This window comes from Flavisolibacter ginsengiterrae DSM 18136 (assembly GCF_059568575.1).
This window is the reverse complement of the sequence record NZ_JCANTR010000015.1, coordinates 16,530-36,528: the sequence shown is the minus strand read 5'-3', so window position 1 is coordinate 36,528 and position 19,999 is coordinate 16,530. Positions and strand designations below refer to the sequence as shown.

Here is a 19,999-nt window from a genome sequence, read left to right as displayed (position 1 = left end):
GCGCGTTAATTTAATAAGTAACCGATTGGTGCTACATCAATTGATGAATTACCTGAATTCTGGTAATCGCTGACAAAGGCATCTATTTGTTCTTTAGTTATTCCGGGCATGCAAATGAGGTGAGACATTCCATTTTCACTGGCCAATTGCCATTTATTACATATGGCATTGGAAGGTGATGGAAAAATAACGGTCAATGCATTGGGGTTCTTCCAGGCTGCTATGCCGATGCTGTTTAATTTTTCAACGGCATATTCGGCTACACGAAGGCTTTCAATGGCACGCTTTAGAAACCCATTCTTTCCTAGTTTATTGATGGCATACCAAAGGAATAAAGGCGTGATACTGTTGCGTGAGCCGGTAATGGTGGTGTCAATGTTTCCAATGTAAGAAACAGCCCGGCCAATGCGATCTCTATTTGACTTTTTAACCAATACTATTCCACAGGGAATGGGTGAGCCGATAAATTTATGACCACTAATGGCAATGCTATCTGCGCCGAAGCGAAAATCAAAACCACCTTCGTTCAATAAGGCGAGGTAGGTGCCTGCCAGCGCTGCATCGCAATGGATATAATGGTTTTTGATAGCGTAGGATTTTAAGATATTCCTGATCACCGTTACATCATCCTTTGCTTCGAACATGGTGGTGCCAATGTTGGCCACAATAATCGCCGGCTGGTGCCGGTACATCTGTATGGTTTCTTTAAAATCATTGTAATCCATCTCTCCTTTTTCGTTGCAACGGATGCTGATACTGGACATGCCCAATAGATGGATGTTTTTCTGGATGCTATAATGCGTGGCCTCTGAATAATACACCATGGCATTGGGATATAACTCCCTGGCCAGGTATAAGGAATACAAATTTCCCTCTGAGCCTCCATTGGTAACATAGCCCCACCAATTATTCTGAGGAGCATGAAAAAGATCGGCAAAGAAGTGCAACACTTCCCTTTCGAAGGTTTTGGTATGCATGTCAACATGCGCATCCATCATGGGATCGCCGACATTGTTGAGATTGTAATTTAAAAAGGGATAGAGCTCGGAATAATCAAAATCTCCGGAGGCGGGGTAACCAATATAGGTTTTGGACCGTTCGTTTATATTGGCAAGGAATGTTTTAAGTTTTGATGTGTAAGATTGCATGGCTTAAAAAATTAGAAATTAAAAAATGCTTTACCAGTTGGAATTAATCAACTCTGTAAAAGAATGATCCTTCTGCCATGGCCACCAGGAGATGGATAAAACAAAGACGCTTATCGTTGAAATATTTTACAGGGTAATCGGGTTTCATTGATTCTAATTAAAGTAATACTGTGAAAAGGTCAGTTGCAGTGTCAGGCTTCTTCGGTAACCAATTGGAGGGTAACGAGCTCCCTCTGATGTTCTTTATAACTTAAATATCTTTCTGCATCCAAGGCAGCCATGCAGCCACTACCTGCGGCGGTAACAGCCTGCCGGTATATTTTATCCTGCACATCGCCAGCAGCAAAAACGCCTTCTACATTAGTCTTTGAAGTTCCCGGAATGGTTTGAATGTACCCTGCATCATCCATATTAATGAATCCCTTGAAGATCTCTGAATTAGGAGTATGCCCTATTGCCACAAAAAATCCCCTGACCGGAATTTCAGTTGTCTCATCTGTCTTATTGTTCCTGATACGAACAGCTTCAACGACTTTTTCTCCCAGGATTTCATCAGTTTCCGTATTCCAGTACATTTTGATATTCGGTGTATTCGCTACCCTATCCTGCATGATCTTACTGGCGCGCATTTCATCACGACGAATGATCATGTGTACAGAGGAGCAAAGCTTGGAGAGGTATAGTGCCTCTTCGGCAGCTGTATCACCTGCTCCCACAATGGCGACCTCTTTTCCCCTGAAGAAAAAACCGTCACATACTGCACAGGCACTTACTCCATAACCGTTCAGTCGTTGTTCGCTTTCCAGTCCCAGCCACCTGGCAGAAGCACCTGTTGAAATAATGATGGCATTGGCTTCTATCCATTTATCCTCATCAATCTGCACTTTATAAGGATGCGCAGAAAAATCAACTTTTGTTGCCAGGCCGTAGCGAATATCGGCGCCCATTCTTTTAGCCTGTTGTTCGAAATGTACCATGAGCTCGGGTCCCTGGATGCCTTGGGGGAAGCCCGGATAATTTTCAACATCTGTGGTGATGGTCAATTGCCCGCCTGGCTGAATGCCCTGGTACAAAACGGGATTTAAATTGGCCCTGGATGCATAAATAGCAGCAGTGTATCCTGCCGGCCCGGAGCCTATGATCAATAGGTTAACTTTTTCTATATGATTATTCATTCTCTTTAAATTTTTAAAAAAGGGAAGTATAGAAATACTCCCCTGATTCAAGCAAAGGACAAAACCGATTACTACATCACTATGAGAAAACGCTTTAAGTGTATTATAGTTTTATTGATACCTGCTGATAGCCCTATAGTCAAGGAACTCTACATCGCTGGAATAATAATTCTCTTTGACGGGTTCTTCCTTCATTAAGTCTGTACTCAGGTATTTTTTATTACTATCGCTAAATACTGTAACAACCACAGATTCCGCTCCTAATTCATTTTGCAATTGAATGGCTCCAATGATATTAGCACCGGAAGAGATGCCAACAGCCAGGCCAAGCTGGGTGGATAGTTTTTGCGCCATAATAATGGAATCACCATCTGAAGCTTTGATGACCTTATCCAGTTGATTCAATTTAACAATGGCAGGAATAAATTCGTCGGAGATGCCCTGGATGCGATGAGAACCCACTTTATATCCTGTAGACAAGGTGGGAGATTCGGCAGGCTCTAATGGGTGAATCCTGACTGAAGGGTTTCTTTTTTTCAAATAATTTCCAACCCCCATAATGGTTCCACCGGTGCCAACACCCGCTACAAAAGCAGTTGGTGTCAAATCAATGGACTGCAGTTGCATCCAGATTTCCTTGCCGGTAGTTTTTTCATGTGCTTCACAGTTGTATAGATTTTCAAACTGCCTTGGGAGGAAAATATTATTGTCCTCTGCTGCCATCTGCTGGCTCAATTGTATACTCCCTAAAAACCCACCTTCCTTTTTACTAACAAGGATTATTTCGGCACCAAGGCTTTTAATGATATCCATTCTTTCCTTGCTCAGCCAGTCGGGCATAATGATTTTAACCTCATGGCCCATAGCCTTGCCAATAGCAGAAAAGGAAATGCCTGTGTTGCCGCTGGTAGCTTCTACTATGACATTACCTGGCTTTATGAGGTTGTTTTTGTAAGCCTTCTGCAAAATGTATAAGGCCATGCGGTCCTTAATGCTACCAGTAAGGTTGTAATGCTCGCATTTGACATAGAGCTTACGGCAATTTCCTTTATACCGGTATGAAATTTCCAGCATGGGCGTGCTGCCGATCATGTGCCACAAATGCTGCAGTTTATTGTCGATCATTTCTTCTATGGAAGCAGGCATGCCTGTGTCGTAACAGGTGCATTCCGTTTCATTCATTAGTTTCATCGGGAAGCTATTTAAAAGACTTTGTTTACATTTTTATCATACCCAAACAATTCATCCAGGGATAATTTCCTGAGCTGACCATATTTTTTCAGGTCGTCCACATTGATCTTTTTATCTGACGCTATAACAGTATAGACAAATGGTTGCCCCTCAAACTGGGTGCGGTGATAATTTGCCAGATCGTTAATAGTTAATTTGTTGAGATCAGCATAGATGGACTTGCGAAGGTCCTGGTTCAACCCGAGTTTGCGGGCAGCGAGGTAATTGAAAATAATATCGTCTTTTGTGATGCGTTCCGTTTCAATATCTTTCTTCTGGGCTTTGATTGAATTATCAAAGTTCTGAGGTATGACCGGCAGCTTTTGCAGCAGATCGTTCATGCCGGCGATGGCATCATTCATTTTATCTGCCTGGCTTCCCACATACCCAATGAAGGTATAGTCGTCTTCTTTTTTACGGGGTGATTGTACAATAGCAAAAGTGGAATAAGCCAGCGCTTTGGATTCACGAATGGTTTGGAAAACAACGGAGCCCATTCCGCCACCAAAATAATTATTATAAATATCGATTTTAGCGGCCTGACCTGCATTGTACCTGCCAAGGTCCTTCACCCAATAAATCTCTGACTGAACAGCATCGTAATCGGTGAAAAGCACCTGGTTGGTTGATAGCTTCAATGGCCGGAAGGAAACTGCTGCCGGTGTGGCTGTCCATGTTCTAGGTAAACTATGCAGCCTGGTGATGCCTGAACTTAATTTTGCAACGGGGGCAGGGCCATAATACAAAACTTCATGCTTATAATCAGGTAATGCATGCAACAAAGCCACCAGGTCATCAGCCTTTAAGGCCTGTATTTCTGCATTTGTAAGCACATAATTAAAAGGATTGTTTTCGCCATACAATGCATAAGACCTTGCTGCCTGTGCAATGGCCTGCTTGTTGGTAAGGTTGTTGGCCCTTGATTTCAACATACGATCTTTTAGTGCGCTTAATGCGGTTTCATCTGGTTTGCAATGGCGCAATAACTGGTCGAAGAGGCTTACGGCTTTATCAAAATTTTCCTGCAGTCCACTAATGGTAATAGAGGTTTCTTCATTGCCAGCATTTGTGGCAAAGCTGGTAGCGAGGTTGTAAAACTGTTTGGTAATATCCTCGGAGGAATATTTATCTGTGCCTAAGAATTGCAAATACAATAAGGCGATTGGAAGCATTTTGTTGTTCCATGCGCCCTGGTTGAAATAATAATGCAAGCGGAACAAGCTGTTGTCTTTGTTGGGCACATACAGCACATCGGCTATTCCAGCTTTTGATTTCTTAATGTCTTTGTTGTAATCAATCCATACAGGGGCAATAGAAGGCAAAGGATCCTTAATGATCATTTTTACAAAATCAGATTGTTTGCCTGCATTGGTTTCAACAGGTGTGATGGGTGGTTTTTCCACTTTCACCAGGCTCTTGTCTTCACCTTTTCTTTTATAGATGACTGCATAATTTTTATCGGTAAAGAATTTATTTGCAAAATCAACTATATCTTTTTTTGTGAGTTTTTCAGCATTATCAAGGAAAGAAACATTCCTGTCCCACTGCTCGCCACGGTCTTTAATAAATTCGTCCACTATATTTTCTACGCGGGCAGTGTTGTCTTCCTGTGCCTGCATTTCGGACAATTTAAGGTTGGCCACGATGGCTTTGACCAGGGTGGGATCAAACTGACCTTTTTTCAACAAACTGATTTGATCAAGCAGCAAGTCTTTCACCTGCTCCAGTGTTTGCCCCTGCTTTGGCGTTCCCTGAAACATAAAAATGCCATAGTCTTTGTATTGCCTGACGCCTGCACCTGCAGATAACAATTTCTGTTGTTTGTTAAGGTTCAGATCGAGCAGGCCCGCTTTGCCATTAGAAAGGATGGAAGAAGTGATATAGGCCAAATCTGCTTCTTTAGAGTTTGCGGGGCCGACGCGGTACACTATTCGCATGGTTTCGGAAGAAGGACCGTATAATTCTTTTATAATGGGTCCATTAACCGGTTCCTCAACTGGTCCATTATATCCTTCGACGGGATGTGGCTGCATGTAACTGAAAGCAGCGTCTATTTTTTTAATTATTTGGTCGGGATTAAAATCACCGGCAAGAATGATTGCCATGTTATTCGGCACATAGAACTTGTTGTAATAATCACGTATGGCCTTTAAGGATGGATTCTTCAAATGTTCAATGGTACCAATGGTAGATTGCTGTCCATAGTTGTGTGTAGGAAACAGCAGGTAATGCATGGCGTCCTGAATTTTCCATTGGTCGTTATCAAGCGAACGGTTTTTTTCTTCATACACAGCTTCCAGCTCGGTATGGAAAATGCGGAAAATGGGATTGCGAAAGCGTTCTGCCTGGATGGTTAAAAATTTATCAACGGCATTGGAAGGAATATTTTCATCATATACCGTTTCTTCCACCCAGGTATGTGCATTGGTATTCTGAGAACCCACAGAAGCCATGAGTTTATCGTATTCATTGGCAATAGCGTATTTAGCCGCAATGCCTGAAACACTGTCGATGGTATGATAAATTGCTTTTCGCTGAAGGGCATCTCTTGTAGAATTATATTCTTCATAGAGGTTCTCTACCCGGTCGAGGTAGGGCTTCTCCTTAGACCAATCCAGCGAACCATATTTATCGGTGCCTTTAAATAAAAGATGCTCTAAATAATGGGCAAGACCTGTATGATCTTTTGGATCGGTGTTGCTGCCTGCACGAACAGCAATGCGTGCGGCGATTCGTGGTTCTTTTTTGTTGGGAGACAGGATAACCGATAACCCGTTTTTCAATGTATAAAAACGGGTATTTGCCGGATCGTTGGTTACGTATTTATATGAGTAACCTGCAGATTCAGCCTGCTTCCATATATATTTATTCTGCGCCCATGTGGAACAGGAAGCTGAAATACAAATAAGAAACAGGAAGGTTTTTAGAATGCGCATCATTTTATTTTGAATTAATTAAGATTGGTTGTTTGGTAGGCTTTTTTAGCGCCATCGAGCAGCTCAATAAATTTGTTTATATCGGGGTCATACCCATAGCCCTCGTTCACTAATTTTTTTTCATTGCCGTCAATAAAGAAATAATAAGGCTGTGTGTTGGCCCCATAACTTGTAACCTGCATATCTGCATTTTTGTCTCCCAATGTTTCCACCTGTTTTCCCAGTGCTTTAGAATAATACTGTTCTGCTTCCGGGAGGTCAATATTCTGGACATCCACATAGAGGGAGACAATAACAAAATCTTCCTTCAGCCGCTGCATCACTTTAGGATCACTCCATACCTGGCCTTCCATTTTTCGGCAGTTGACACAGTTGATACCGGTGAAGTCGAGCATCAATGGCTTTTTTAGTTTTCTTGCTACTTCAAGGGCTTCTGCATAATCGAAATAAGTGACCATACCATATTTGGTGACTACCTCAGGTTCATAGATCCTCATTTTTTCATAGTACTTCTGCGGGCGTGGCGGTCCGGTTTCACCAATGCTAGCGGCAGAAACAGCATGAAGTGATGAAGCTCCTGAAGATGTAAAATCCTGTGTACCCATTGGAGGAACGAAGGCTGAAATACCTTTGAGCGGAGCGCCCCAGAGTCCCGGGATCATATATACTGAAAACATGAAGGCAGCAATGGCGAAGAGTAACCTGGTAACGCTCAGGTAGGGCAAGCCAAAATCGTTCTTTGGCAGTTCATCATCATGATGCAGTTTTATTTTACCCAATAGGTAGAGGCCGAGGACCGCGAATATGACGATCCATAGCGAGATGAAAATTTCCCTGTCCAATAGTCTCCATCCTTTTGACAGATCGGCATTTGATAAAAACTTTAATGCGAGGGCCAGTTCCAAAAAGCCAAGGGTAACCTTCACTGCATTCAGCCATCCGCCAGCTTTGCCCAATACATTCAATTTAGAAGGGAAAAATGCAAACAATGCAAAAGGCAGTGCGAGGGCCAATGAAAAGCCAAACATACCTGTAAGTGGCCCCCAATAGCTTCCTTTGGCAGCAAGCACCAGGAGGTTGCCAATGATGGGGCCTGTACAGGAAAATGAAACCACTGCAAGCGTTAGCGCCATAAAAAAGATACCCAGGAAATTTCCCGTACCTGCCTTGCTGTCCGCCTTTGTGGACCAGGAAGCAGGTAATGTAATTTCAAAGGCACCCAGAAACGATATACCAAAAAGAAGGAACAAGGCAAAGAAGACAAGATTAGCGATCCAATTGGTGGCCAGGTTATTTAATGCTGCAGGACCAAAGATCAGGGTGACTAAAAATCCCAGTAAAGTAAAAATGATAATAATTGATGCGGCATAATACAAGGCATTTTTAATGCCCTGGCTTCTTGTTTTACTTCTTTTAGTAAAAAAGGAAACGGTGACAGGAATCATTGAATACACACAGGGAGTGAGCAGGGCCAGCAGACCGCCAGCAAAGGCAGATAGAAAAATCCAAAGAAGCGAATGATCGCCAACGGAGGTTGCAGGCTTCGTTTCGATGTCAGCTGCTTTGATAAAAACTTTAAAGTCCTTTTTTTGAGAGATGTACTCCTCCCCTTCTTTCAACATGTAATTGATAGTTCCTTTCAACAGCAGGCTATCATTAGGATTTAATTTTAGCATTTGCTTCCACCTGGCAGAATCTGTAAAATAGTTGACAGAAGCTCCGAGGGTGCTATCCTTTTCGTTTTTAACTCCACCGGTTTCCTGCACAGGGCCGACCAGGTGTTTTGCACTTGCAGCATCAAACTCAATGGTAGAATATAAAGCATCTTCAGGGAATTTTTGTAAAGCATACAGCTTGACTCCTCCAGGAACTATGGCTTTGATATCAACAACCACCTGGTTATCGTTCGCTCTTTTTTTATCGAACGAGAATTGAACTGTCAATGAATCATTGGCATGAGCAAGCAATGAAAAGAATACAAGCTGAATTAGAATCAATCGCTTAAAAAAAGCATTCATAGCAGTTCTTATTTGATATTAACAATGAACTTTCCATTTATAATGATGTGTAGTCAAACCATTATTTGACAGGGATTGAAAATTTTATCGCTTTTGGCGGCAGGCATTCATGATCATTACAGGTCATGAATTCGATACTTCCATTCAATACTGTTTTCGCTTTGCTCTTTAATTTAACCTGCTGCACAAAATCTACTTTGTTTGAGAATTGCTTTACGTCCACCCCAAATAAAGGTTCATTGTGCTGTTCCATTTTACCTACTTCTTTGGTGGTACCATCGAGGGTAAACAAAGGGTTTTTCAAATACTCAATGGAAGTGGGTACCGGTCCACCATCGGGCGTAGTTTGCGAATAGATATGCCAACCTTTTTCGATAGTGGCTGTCAAGTGCACTTCATAGCGATCAGCACTGATCTTTTTGGAACTGAAGGTCCATTGGACTGGATTTTTTACCTGGGCACTGACGGCAACCCATATCAGCAAGCTCAAGGCAACGGAGATTATTTTTTTCATGTAAAGATTTATAAGGTTATAAATGATGCATCTTATTTTATTATCACACAGATAATAAGTTCTCTTTTTTAGTTTTTATTTTCTGCTCTATAGAATGAATGGCTTTGATGGTTTTGATGACTGAATCGGGCGTAACTGATATAGAATCGATCCCTTCTTCCACCAGGAACTGGGCGAAATCAATATGATCGGATGGACCCTGGCCACAGATACCCACTTTGACCCCTGAAGCCTTTGCTGCTTTTATAAGTTGGCTGATCATGTTTTTGATAGCCGGGTTTCTTTCATCGTATAAATGTGCTACTAAAGAGGAATCCCTGTCAAGGCCCAGTGTCAATTGCGTGAGGTCGTTGGAACCAATGGAAAAACCATCAATGTGCCTGGCAAATTCACCGGCCATAATAATGTTGGAAGGTACTTCTGCCATAAGGTAAAGCTCTAATCCATCATTGCCAGGTACGAGGCCAAATTCAGCCATGACCTCTTTAACTTTCAGCAGTTCTTCCACTGTTCTGCAGAAGGGAATCATGACGACTACATTGGTTAGTCCCATTTCTTCCCTGACCTTTTTAATGGCTTTACATTCGAGGCCAAAGGCTGCTTTGTAATCATCTGAATAATACCTGCTGGCGCCCCGCCATCCTATCATGGGATTTTCTTCATGGGGCTCGAAATACTTACCTCCCAAGAGGTTGAAATATTCATTTGACTTAAAATCAGAAAACCGAACGATCACTTTATGGGGATGGAAGGCTGATGCAATTTTTGCAATGCCATAGGATAGTTTAGAGATAAAAAAATCTTCTTCATCCCTGAAGCCGGCAATCTTTTTTCGTATGGTTTGGGTAAGTTCCTTATCGTTTAACCCGCCATGTTTTAGTAATGCCAGCGGGTGAATGCCAATGTAATTATTGATGATGAATTCTTCCCTGGCCAGTCCCACCCCTTTATTTGGGATATGGGAAAAACGGAATGCCAACGAGGGCGAAGCCACATTTAACATGAGGGCTGTATTGATGGCTGGCAGTTCCCTGAGTTGGGTATGTTCGATATCAAATTCCAATTGGCCTTCGTAAACAATACCGTTATCCCCTTCTGCACAGGATACTGTAACATGGTCGCCATCAACCAGGATGGAAGTAGCGTTGCCACAGCCGACGATTGCCGGCACGCCCATTTCACGGGCTACAATAGCTGCATGGCAGGTTCTACCCCCTTTATTGGTAACAATTGCGGAAGCTTTTTTCATGATAGGCTCCCAATCGGGATCTGTCATTTCGGTAACCAACACATCGCCTTCGTTGAATTCCTGTCCTTCGTGCACCCTTTTATCCAGGGAAAACATGAACTTTACCTTGCCGGTGCCGATCTTATCTCCTACCGCGATGCCCCTGACCAATTCTTTTGCCTGGTGCGGTTTCATGACATATTCAGTGAGGGAATCATAGGCCTTCCTGGAATGAATGGTTTCAGGCCTTGCCTGCACAATAAAGAGCTCACTGGTAATGCCATCGACAGCCCACTCTACATCCATCGGACACCAATGGGCTTTCAGATTGGTATAATAATTTTCAATATACATGACCCATCGGGAGAGCTGCATGATCTTTTCATCATCGAGGCAAAATCGCTCCTGTGAAGCCCTGTCTACCGGAATGATTTTAACTCTTTCATCGGGGTCATCGCCATACACCATCTTCTGGTCTTTGATACCCAGTTTCTTTTCTATGATGGAGACATAACCTTCTTTAACTCCCGGCTTGAACACAATAAATTCATCGGGGGATACACTTCCCTGTACCACCATTTCTCCCAGTCCATAGGACCCATTGATGACTACTACATCTTTGAACCCGCTCTCAGTGTCCAATGAAAATGCCACACCGCTTACTCCCAGGTCGCTGCGCACCATTTTTTGTATGCAAACGGAAAGGCCTACAGCAAAATGATCGTAATGAAAACTTTCGCGGTAAGAGATGGCCCTGTCCGTGAAGAGCGAAGCGAAGCAGTTACGTACCGCATCCATGAGGGCTGCCGGTCCCCTGACATTGAGGTAAGTTTCCTGCTGACCCGCGAAGGAGGCATCGGGAAGATCTTCGGCGGTGGCAGAAGAACGTACGGCAACGTCTGTGCCTTCCTGGTGATAAATCTGCGAAAGTTCGAGATACGCATTGATAATCTCCTGCGAGAGGGCTGTTGGAAAACGGCCATTCCTAATAAGATTTCTTACCTGCAGACCTGCACGGCGCAGGGATTCTACAGACTTGTAATCTATCTGGCGAACAAGGTCACGGATCTTTTCGTCCAGGTTATTGTGGAGGATAAATTCCTGGTAAGCTGATACAGTGATGACAAATCCGCCGGGGATGTTAACCCCTAGTTTCGTAAGGTTTTGGAGCATTTCCCCCAGAGAGGCATTTTTACCACCGACGAGATCAAGGTCTTTCATACCGACCTGGTGGAGTTTTACAACGTTAGTTAGCATAATAAAGCAATCGTTTTCTCAATTTTATTAGGTTCGCGAGTTGAAGACGCCTCAAGATTGATAAAGTACTAGGTGAGGGTGAAATTGATTCGCGGGTGCTCCGGGATATTGAACCACAGAGACACAGGGGCACGGAGATGCACAGAGAGAATTTGCCACAAAGACGCTAAGGCACGAAGGAACGCAAAGAAGTTGGTTCGCAGGCTCACCAGGATTTTGAACCACGGAGACAGGGGCGACACGGAGGGACACGGGGAGAGTTTGTAGTTCGTAGTTTGTAGTTTGTAGTTCTTTAGGTTTGAGATGCATCTAAATAGCAAACATTTCTTAGAATCAAAGAGGGTTCGCAGGCTCACTATTTGAAACAAAAGGGACAAGAGAGACTCAGAGGGACAAGGGGAAGATTGCCGCGAAGACGCGAAGGCGCGAAGATGCACAAAGGGGTTAGCAGGCTCACTAAAGGACGATACAAAAGAATGTGAAAGGTTGCGGCGCAGGCTTGCAACGGAGAAATGGTTCGCGGGCTCACCACTTGAATTGAACCACGGGGACAGGGGCGACACAGAGGGACACGGGGAAGATTGCCACAAAGACGCTAAGACGCGAAGAGGCGCAAAGGGTTTCGCAGAATCACCATGGAAACTCAGAAGGATGCAAAGAGGTGCGACGCAAGCTTGTAACGGAGCGGTGAGCATTGGGCATGAAAGGACATTGAGGGGCATGCTGAATAATTTTTCAGGTATGTTGAAAATTAAAAAGGGGGCTGGTTATTTTGATATTGCAGTTATTGCCTTAGTTGCAAAGACCACAGATTTTCCGGGTCAATGGAGTTTTTCATTTTATCAACATTAGACAGAAGCAAATTTTGAAAACCCGGATTTGATTTAACAATATTATCATTGCATGCCTCCGACATCAATTGTATTCCTTTTTGTTTTTCGCCTGCTTTATATAGCAAGCCTGCATATACCGCTTTGGTTGAAAAGTGAGAAAAATAACCCTGGGCTCTCTCCGCCCAATGAGCCGCCATTGACAAATACCTTACATTCTTTGTATTATAATACACCGCTTCGGCAGCATCACGCAATTGGTACGAAATGTTTACCATCCTGATATGCTTTCTCAACATTTTCATAAATTCCCAATTCTCAACTTGTGTTGAATCCTTCTGCCCGGATAAGTAAGGCTCCATAAATTTTTTATAATCTGCTTCATCAGCAGCAATCATTCCTGCTATATCCAATTTCATCAAGCCATTGTTTACGTAATTTATTGCTGCAGGAATCAGCTTTTTTTCATTCTTTGTCTTATTGTAATAATTCAGGCTCCATCTTCGTGAAGTGGCTTTCACATCCTTTTCATTCAATAGCCGGGAAAGTTTTTGGCCTGCATCAATGATTACCGGCAACATATTCTCTTTACTGTTGGCAACTATGTTTTTATTAAAATAACTTCTTATCCCATTTTCCATTAAACGAAGACTGTATCCTGCTGATTTGCCCAGCAATGAATCCAATTCCCTGTAATGAGCCGTTACATAGCTGAAGAATTTTCCGTTGGGCACATATTCAATATTCTCATCGCTATACAAAATTGCAGACAGAAACTCTTTGTTTTTAAGATCTTCAGGGGAGCATAATGGAGTAATATCCTCAATAATTTCAGCTGAGGGCATTTTGAGGGTTGCCCGCTTTTTTAAAAACCCAGCCAAGAATTGCTTGTCCCTATTACCTGATTCATATTCTTTGCTCCACATCACCAATGGCTTAGGATCATCTTTCTCCTTTAATGCAATAGCTGCATGAGCTAAAAAGGGCTTTGGTTCATTATAACCAGTTAACCGATAAACCAATTGCCCATCACCATTTACAAACAAATATGTTGGATAGGCATGCACACTGAATGTTTTTGCAATCTGCACTCCTTCCCCTTTTTCGGCATCAATTTTATAATTTACAAAAGATGCATTGAAAACGTCTGCAACTTCCTTTTTGGGAAAAACTTCTGCTGCCATTTTTTTGCAAGGGCCGCACCAGCTTGTATAGACATCAATGAAGACAAGCTTGTTTTCTGCTTTTGCTTTTGACAAAACAGCTTTCCAATCCCCGGACTCGAAGCTGATTCCTTCCTGCGACCATACTGTGTAAAAGCAGCCTATTAGTAAGAATGAGAAAAAGTATTTCATAAAATAATTCAAGGTTAATTAGTCATTAAAAATTTTTTGCAGCATTTTATCCAGATCATTTCCGCCAAAGCCTATATATCTTGCCAAAACCTTTCCATCCTTATCCAATAAAACTTTGGTTGGAAAAGCAGTTACACCATAGGATTTAACGGCATCAAACTGTTCAATTCCTTCATTGTTTAACACCTGTATCCAGTCAATCCCATCCTTTTCAATGGCATCGAGCCAGGCTTTCCTGTTTGCCTCCTGACTTATACCATTCTCCTGTGCGACGCCCAGGATTTCCAATCCCTTCTCTTTATATTTTGAATACAGTTCTTTTAAATGGGGATGACTCAATCTGCAGGGCACACACCAACTCCCCCAAAAATCAATCAATACATATTTGCCTTTGAGTGTTTGCAGGGTGACCTGGTTACCGTTCATATCTTTTTTACTGATAGGAACTGCTTCTTTTCCTACAGCTGTTGCTTCCATGCCTTCTATCTTTTGAGCAATACGGGTGGCAAACACAGAACTCTTAAGTTTATTGTCCAGCTTATCATAAACAGCTTTTAATTCATCTAAACTTAAATCATTCACTTCGTTGGAAAGGAAGTACATGCTAACGATTGAATGTGGATTGTTTTTGATAAAATTCCGCCTAAGCTCAATAGATTTTTTTGCAACCTCCTGCCGGGCCGCAACTCTTTCTTTCTTTTCAACCGAATCAGCATCCGATAGTTTGTGCTCATACTCTTCCCTGAGAAGGTTCCATGTTTTAGCGGTATAAAAATTTTCCTGCTTCCTGATTTTATTCCATTCCCTGTTGGCTTTACCGCCTTTCACAGTTGACCTATAAACTGTATTGGCATCACCTTTAATAGTGATCACATCATTTGATAAAATAAAGGAGAGTGCAGGTCCGGGAATAGATCCTCCTCTATCCGTTGGAATTGACAAGGCCGGGTTACCCCTTAAACCAAAACTGGCAACTACAGGTTCACTAACAGAGCCTTTAAAAACATACCAACCATTTTCCATAATGTAATTGGTGTCAGCCGCAAACTTTCCATTTTTGAGATAGGCGAGGAAAACAGTGTAGTGGTTTGGATTGTTAATCCTGGCTCTCACGGTAAATTCATTTTGAGCGTACGATTCCAATATGCCTGCGAGGCATAGGAGCAATAAAAAAGACTTCTTCATAATTATTAGGGGTTGTTCTGCATGCCCTGGTTTTGATTGATCACTTTTTGTGGAAAGCGCAACACCAGACGTTCAGGCTTTAATGTAAATGTTGATAATACAGCACCGGTTGTATTAGAATATAAATAGTGAGTAGTTCCAATTGTTGAACTGAATTGCGGATCAACAGACAATCTTCTCATATCAAACCAACGGAAACCTTCCACCGCAAATTCACGAATACGTTCATCCAGAATAAACCTGACCAATGAATCCTGGTCAGTTGCAATGGCAGCAGGAACTTCAGCATCAACAGCTGGCATCCGTTTTTGCCGCAAAGCCTCAACATCTGCTTTTGCCCCCGTTAAATCATTTAACCTGGCCTTACATTCTGCACGGAGCAAATACATATCGGGCAAGACCATTCCAAATTGTGTAGCAATTGGGCCCAGTCTTCGCAGCATTCCATTGGGATAAGGTGTTGTGCTGCCAAAAGCAGTGGCCGAATAAAACTTCCGTCTTAAATCTGTTGCCCCATATAAAGCAACCGTTTGCGTATTGATTATTATTTCAGAATTCGTGAACGTCCAGAAATTAACAAACTGTTTTGCGTACAAATTCTCGGTATTGTTCATGACCGCAGGATAAGATGGCCCGAACATGCCAACAGGAAGAAAAGAACCACCCGTTGAAAGCGTGACATTGTAATCATACAATACAGCAGGTATAGAGGAAGAACTTAAATCATTAAATGCTGCATTCAATTGTTGCAAAGCTTCGTTGTACTTACCCATGAAAACATATACTTTTCCAAGGAGTGCTTCAGCAACAGCTTTTGACATTCGTAAACGATGTGTGAGAGGGGGCAAATCAGGGATGGCAGTATTGAGGTCTTTGACAATAAAATCGTACACATCTTTTACCGAAGACCTGGTAAATGCTGTTGTAGTAACATCCGCTTCTGTAACAATCGGAAACCCGGGATCGGTGGAAGAAGCAGATGAATAAGGTTTTCCATAGTAATTAATTAATAAGAAATAGGTCCAGGCTCTTCCTGCTAATGCTTCTGCCTGCAAGGATTTTTTTTGCTGGTCCGTTCCTTCAGCGGAACCCATTACTTCTTTAATGATTTTATTGTAGGTATATATGTTTTTCATTGTTACAGCCATCTCCTCTGCATCCTGATCAGGTTCATAGATCACGTCATCCCATCGAAACAGGCGCTGCGTTCTTAACGCTGCACCATTAAAGTATTGGTCCACTGCCGCAATTTCGTCGCCCATGGGAACCTGCGCAAGGCCAGGAGAACCAAAAGCCGCCATATTTATAAGATCGAGATTATTAAATAACAGATTGTAATCAGAGGTTTTTTGTGCAATTAATTTGCCTTTGGGTGTGATCTCCAAAAAATCCTTCCTGCATGATGCTGTCAACATAACCAGCGCCAGCAGCAATAGCTTATTATGAGTGAAAATATTTTTCATGATGATCAATTTTGTGTGTTTAGAGTGTAACGTGAGCACCCACTGTAATTGTTTGTTGATTGGACCGAACGTTCCTGATACCATAAAACGCATCCTGGAATTCCGGATCGATTCCATATTTGTTGGCCTTCCATAGCATCAGATTTGATAATTGAACCCGGAAGGTGATATTGTTCGTTTTAATGCGATCCAGGAAGGCTTTCGGCAAACTGTAGGAAAGGGTAACATCACGAAGCTTGATGTATGAGGCACTTACTACATTCAAATCGGCCTTGGTATAATAGGTAACATCCCGCCTGGAAGAAGAAAGGCTGGCATTACTTACGTAAGAAGGAACTATAGTTACCTGTTCATCACCTGGCTTTTTCCAGCGGTTAACAAATTCGGCATTCACATTGCCCGTTGTAAAAGCATTAGGACTTATTGAAGCATTTGTAGCTATTAATCTTCCTGTATAAAACTGGTTCACATCTCTTCTCATCACATTACCAAGATTATAAACAGCATTTACACTCAAACCAAAGCCTTTGTAGCTGATTATATTTGACAAACCGCCGCTCCATACCGGCTGATAGGTTCCCATATATGCTACATCATTTGGGGTGGCAGCATTTCTTGCCTTTGTTGCTGTTTTATCATTTACATAAATCATTGGATCACCCAGAGTATCCAAACCTGCATAACGATAACCAAAAACGGCAAATGCGGGGAAGCCGGTAAGATATTGCTGCTGCAGTTTTAATTCTCCCGTGGTAACAGGTGTAGCAGAAACCAAATTTGTAATGATGTTTTTATTATAAGCAGCAGTAAAAATGGTTTGCCATAAAAAGCTTTTATTGGAAACATTGGTTGAAGTAAGGCTCAGCTCAATACCCTTGTTTTGAAGATCACCAAAATTGCCGAAGATGGAGCTGTAACCTGTGAAGCTGTTTACCGATAAACTTCCAAGGAGGTTGCTGGTATTTTTTCTATACACATCAATACTTCCATATAAACGGTTTTTTAATACGCTAAAGTCCAGGCCCAGATTAATGGTTTCAGTACTTTCCCATGTGAGTTTAGCATTGCCTGGTGTGTTGATGGTTAACCCCACCCCTCCCGGAAAGAAACTATTTGATGCGGCCCTAAGAATATCAAATGATGCTGCCTGGCCGGGAGATGGTGAATTTCCTGTGATGCCATAGGTTGCCCTCAACGCCAGATTATTTAACCAATAAGCGCTTTTCAAAAAACTTTCATCAGAAGCAATCCATTTACCGCCAAAGCTCCAAACGGGTCTATTCTGTGCTGACCTGTCAACACCAAACAAATTACTCTTATCAATTCTCCAGCTGCCATTGACAGAGTACTTTCTTTTGTAGGTGTATGCCGCATTGGCATAATATGAAGTAAACCTTGTTTCTGTTTCTGTCTGGCTAAAAGGATTTGTAATCAAAATACTTTTGCCAATGTTGTTCACCATGACCGGAGATGGAACACCAGTTGTGGAAAGCGTGGCATAATCAACTGCGCCATAAGTTTGAAGCAATTCATTATATCCCCTAACTGTACCTGCGTTGGTATTTGTTAATTGATCCTGCGCTTCCTGTCCTGCCAACAATACCAATTGATGGAGCTTATCGTTCCATGAATTGTCGTAGACCATTTGATTGCGTACTGTCCAATTGCGCTGCATTAAATTAGCAACACTATACCTTCCACCTGTAGAAGGTAAATAATAAACAGGGGTTGAAGATGTATTGGGAGCCACCGTGAACTGAACCAATTCACTCCTGACTAAATAAGCGTTTGCATTATCAAAATTTGTTGTTTTGTTATTGCCTTTGATATACCCAAATACGCCTTCGTATCTCAAACCTTTGATGAATTTTACTGTTACCCCTCCAATAAGGCGGTTCAGCAAGGCGTCATTTTTAGTGTATCCGTAGTTTACTTCGTTTAAAGGGTTGTAATCAAGATTGATCCTGCTGAGGTTTTGATATGCCATTCTTGTTGAGTCGCTCAGGTATTGAATATAGGGAACCGAAAGATTATTTCCATTAGCGTCCTGGAACAATTGATAAGGGTAAAACCTATTATCAATATTTATGTTTCTCGGTGAATTGCTATTGGACGATGTAAGATCGGTGATCAAATAAGCCTGCAAATGTTTGTTTAAATTAAAATCCTGCCGAAGGTTGGCTTTATAAGTATTATTTTTTTCACCGGGTCTATTTGATTGATTACCGGTATAAGAGAGTGATCCATAAAATGAATGCACTTTACCGCCGCCCGCTAATGAAATTGTATGATTTCTCAATGCAGCATTGCGATACCAGAGGTCCCCAATTTGTTGATTATTTCTTATAGATGCAAGGCTGTCCAAACTATTGTTGGCCTGAGCAGCAGAAATCAATCCCCGGTATTGGTTGTATAAAATCATTTCATGCGGAGGCACACCAATTGATCCGGTGTTGGTGAATGCAGATACAGTGGTCCAGGGGAAAATTGCAGGATCGAAAATTTCTTTTGCAGACTGTATGTATTGCTGACTATTTAATACAGGAATATATTTAAGATCGGGCTTACCATTGAAATTGATAAAGCCATCATAGTTTATTCTAATTTTTTCATCTGCAGATCCTTTTTTTGTAACTATCACTACAACCCCATTCGATGCTTTTGCACCCCAGATAGAGGCGGCTGTAGCATCTTTCAAAACCGTGATATCAGCAATGTCCTGCGGGTTAATGGAACTAACATCATTCATTGAAATTCCATCAACCACATATAAAGGCGCCCTGTTGCCGTTGATGGAGGAAAGGCCCCTGATCAAAATTGTTTCTGAATTGGGGGCATTATTAATAGTCAATCCCGGCACCAATCCATCCAGTCTTTGCAAAATGTTCATACTGGTTGACCGGTTTTTTGCAATATCAAGATTTGGTTTTGAATAAGACCCTGCACTTCTTTCTTTGGATAATGATTGATAACCGGTGTTAACAGTGATGGTCACTTCTTCATTCAGACTGATTTTTATTTTCAGCCGGATGATGTTGAGATTGCTTCTTCCATTGACCGAAATCTCCTTGTTTTCAACATTGATACCGGTAAAAACCAATGTAGCATTCTGATCGACATTATGCAACAAGAAGTTTCCCGCAGCATCTGTTGCTGTTCCGTTCTGAGTGCCTTTAACGCTCACTGTAATTCCTTCAAGGCCTTCGTCTTTTTCGTTAATCACTCTTCCATTTACATCAATTGCTGCGTTGGCGTCGGAAGGAAAGTTTTCCCCGGTTTTTTCTTTTACAACAATAGTTTTATCAATGATATTGTAAGTAAGTGGTTGTCCCTGAAAAATTTGATTGAGCAATTGAAGCAGCTCAATATTTTGAGCATGGAGGGAAACCAATTTTGCCTTGCGAAGGTCTTTGTCGGAGTAAAAGAAGGAATACCCGCTTTGTTTTTCAATTTCGCCAAACACTTTCCTGAGCGAAAGGTTTTCACCAGAAATGGTGACACGCTGGCTGTACCCGGCAGCGCTTACCTGCATAAAAGCAGCAAGGAGTAAAATGGAGGTCAGCTTCATAAGCAAAAAAATCCTCGTTTTCAAAAAGCGGTGAATTGGTTTTACCAGCATAAACCTTTCACCATTGCAAAAAGCAGTCAAATGCATACCTT

At 42.0% G+C, this 19,999-nt stretch carries 11 protein-coding genes; all 11 read right to left on the bottom strand.

Features of this window, described 5'->3' with window-relative positions:
• Positions 1 to 5: 5 nt before the first annotated feature.
• Positions 6 to 1,148: a histidine decarboxylase gene (locus BP74_RS15345; protein ID WP_496375238.1), complete on the bottom strand. Its 1,143-nt coding sequence runs from the start codon at positions 1,146 to 1,148 to the stop codon at positions 6 to 8.
• A 191-nt stretch (positions 1,149 to 1,339) separates the two neighbouring features.
• On the bottom strand, positions 1,340 to 2,323 hold the full coding sequence (gene trxB, locus BP74_RS15340) for a thioredoxin-disulfide reductase (RefSeq protein ID WP_496375237.1): 984 nt from the start codon (positions 2,321 to 2,323) through the stop codon (positions 1,340 to 1,342).
• A gap of 111 nt (positions 2,324 to 2,434) precedes the next feature.
• Positions 2,435 to 3,514 carry a PLP-dependent cysteine synthase family protein gene (locus tag BP74_RS15335; protein ID WP_496375236.1) on the bottom strand — a complete coding sequence of 360 codons (1,080 nt, stop codon included), beginning with the start codon at positions 3,512 to 3,514 and terminating at the stop codon, positions 2,435 to 2,437.
• 11 nt (positions 3,515 to 3,525) lie between these two features.
• A complete protein-coding gene (locus BP74_RS15330; protein ID WP_496375235.1) occupies positions 3,526 to 6,492 on the bottom strand; it encodes a M16 family metallopeptidase in 2,967 nt (988 codons plus the stop codon).
• Positions 6,493 to 6,503: 11 nt separating this feature from the next.
• Complete coding sequence (locus tag BP74_RS15325) at positions 6,504 to 8,507, bottom strand: protein-disulfide reductase DsbD family protein (RefSeq protein ID WP_496375234.1); 2,004 nt, start codon at positions 8,505 to 8,507, stop codon at positions 6,504 to 6,506.
• A 61-nt stretch (positions 8,508 to 8,568) separates the two neighbouring features.
• Positions 8,569 to 9,021, bottom strand: a complete 453-nt coding sequence (locus BP74_RS15320) for a protein-disulfide reductase DsbD domain-containing protein (protein ID WP_496375233.1) — start codon at positions 9,019 to 9,021, stop codon at positions 8,569 to 8,571.
• Positions 9,022 to 9,064: 43 nt separating this feature from the next.
• A complete protein-coding gene (gene ppsA, locus BP74_RS15315) occupies positions 9,065 to 11,506 on the bottom strand; it encodes a phosphoenolpyruvate synthase (protein ID WP_496375232.1) in 2,442 nt (813 codons plus the stop codon).
• Between the two features lie 784 nt (positions 11,507 to 12,290).
• Positions 12,291 to 13,691, bottom strand: a complete 1,401-nt coding sequence (locus BP74_RS15310; RefSeq protein WP_496375231.1) for a thioredoxin family protein — start codon at positions 13,689 to 13,691, stop codon at positions 12,291 to 12,293.
• Positions 13,692 to 13,709: 18 nt separating this feature from the next.
• Positions 13,710 to 14,876 (bottom strand): redoxin family protein, encoded by a 1,167-nt coding sequence (locus tag BP74_RS15305; RefSeq protein ID WP_496375230.1) that lies wholly within the window; start codon positions 14,874 to 14,876, stop codon positions 13,710 to 13,712.
• A gap of 5 nt (positions 14,877 to 14,881) precedes the next feature.
• Positions 14,882 to 16,339, bottom strand: a complete 1,458-nt coding sequence (locus tag BP74_RS15300) for a RagB/SusD family nutrient uptake outer membrane protein (RefSeq protein WP_496375229.1) — start codon at positions 16,337 to 16,339, stop codon at positions 14,882 to 14,884.
• Positions 16,340 to 16,358: 19 nt separating this feature from the next.
• Complete coding sequence (locus tag BP74_RS15295; RefSeq protein ID WP_496375228.1) at positions 16,359 to 19,931, bottom strand: SusC/RagA family TonB-linked outer membrane protein; 3,573 nt, start codon at positions 19,929 to 19,931, stop codon at positions 16,359 to 16,361.
• Between the last annotated feature and the right edge of the window lie 68 nt (positions 19,932 to 19,999).